This is a genomic window from Lactiplantibacillus sp. 7.2.4 (assembly GCF_018991185.1).
GTDB classification, from domain to species: domain Bacteria; phylum Bacillota; class Bacilli; order Lactobacillales; family Lactobacillaceae; genus Lactiplantibacillus; species Lactiplantibacillus pentosus.
This window is the reverse complement of sequence record NZ_JAGYGS010000128.1, coordinates 1-1,804: the sequence shown is the minus strand read 5'-3', so window position 1 is coordinate 1,804 and position 1,804 is coordinate 1. Positions and strand designations below refer to the sequence as shown.

Genomic DNA, 1,804 nt, shown 5'->3' with positions numbered 1-1,804 from the left:
ATCGAGTAGGAGGCAATTGATTAATTCAATTGCCGACCTCTCACACCACCGTACGTACGGTTCCGTATACGGCGGTTCAATAACTTAAGCATCCTTCATTTGTATCTGCTGGAGTGTCTTGGACATGTTTATTAGTCCGAGGCGCTCCAGCTTTTGGTTTGTATACGTGTAGGTCATAGTCTTACTATGGGCGATTCGCCAATATCCCTTTCGAGTGTTGGCGAAGGTTTTGGCTTGTTCTCGTGTCATTCCTAGCTTAATCAGCTGGCGATACCGGGTCTTGAGCTTCTTCCAACGTTTCCATATCAGCTGACGAATCCTACTTCGCAACCATTCATCCAGGTGTTGGATGAACTTCTTCATCTTGCCGATTCCATAGTATTGTAACCATCCTCGCATTTTCTGCTTGATTTCCTTCATCAACATCAACCAACTGATTCCACGGCTTCGCCCTGTCATTACCTTGAGTGCCCGTTTAATACGCTGCTTCACGACCTTATGCGGTCGTGGGTATGCGCCATTACGGTCGACTCCCAGTGTAAATCCCAAGAACTTTAGCCGAAGTGGTGAACCAACCGTCGTTTTCTGGCGATTAATTGTCAGCTTCAACCTATTTTCAAGAAAGGCTGTAACGTTTCGCAGAACTCGTTCTCCGGCGCGCTTGCTTTTGACGTAGATATTACAGTCATCGGCATAGCGCACAAACTGGTGGCCTCGTTGAGTTAGTAAGGTATCCAACTCGTTGAGATAGATATTCGCCAGTAGTGGAGAGAGGTTACCACCTTGTGGCGTTCCTTCCGTCGTGTCTTGGAATAATTTCCCATTCATGACTCCGCTGGTTAGAAAGCGCCGGATTAGGTGGAGTAACCAAGGATCAGTTACTTGTTGCTGAATGAAATTCATCAATAGGTCATGGTTGACCGTGTCGAAGTAGGCCTTTAGGTCAAGGTCTACCACATAGTGGTAGCCTTGATTATAGAGGCTAGTGACGCTCTTAATCGCGTCATGTGCACTCCGGCCAGGTCGGAAACCATAGCTATTGTCAGAAAATACTTGTTCATATATCGGCGAGAGTACCTGCACAACCGCCTGTTGAATCATGCGGTCGATAACTGTCGGTACTCCCAATTTTCTAGTTGAACCATCAGGCTTGGGTATTTCTACCCGCCTAACCGGTTGTGGCCGATATGTTCCATTACGCAAACTTTCCAAAAGTTCTTCCCGGTGCTTGCGGGTATATTCGGGTAGTTGGTCGATGGTCATCCCATCAACACCAGCTGCACCTTTGTTTTGACGAACCCGTTTGAACGCTAGGTTCAAATTGGCTCTTGCAAGCACTAGGTCTACAAATTGAATGCCATTCTGCACCGTGCTTTCACCGCCAGTAGCGCTATGCACCCCAAGATACTCTTTGTCTTCCAGACTATCCATCCCTTGGTGGCCAGTTTGTTCTGTTTTCTGCAATTTTCGCACTACCAACACCTCCAGTATCAGTGAGAATTATTATTGTTCGGTCCTTCATCTGCCATACAGCAGACTACTATGACCTCGGCTGACTCCTGCCAGGTTCAGCTAGCCATCGCTGACTAGTTTGTTCCTGTACACCCATATCGGCGTTCTTGTCGGGAACTTTCCTGACAGGCCTCCCCGGGTAAGAGTGATAGCTTTCGTACCATGCAACCGTTGGCTTTACTGATTTCAACTTCGAGTAGTATCGGACTTCGGTTTGTGGAGCAACCTCATCCAGCCTCATCAGCCTTATAGCCACTTCTTGTACATCGGTTCGGTACTTTGCTTTAGGCTT

General features: G+C 47.5%; 1 protein-coding gene. It reads right to left on the bottom strand.

Features of this window, described 5'->3' with window-relative positions; translation table 11 throughout:
* Positions 1 to 84: 84 nt before the first annotated feature.
* The gene (ltrA, locus tag KGF70_RS16795) at positions 85 to 1,473 is read right to left on the bottom strand and encodes a group II intron reverse transcriptase/maturase (protein WP_216769657.1); all 1,389 of its coding nucleotides are present in this window, start codon (positions 1,471 to 1,473) and stop codon (positions 85 to 87) included.
* Positions 1,474 to 1,804: the final 331 nt, after the last annotated feature.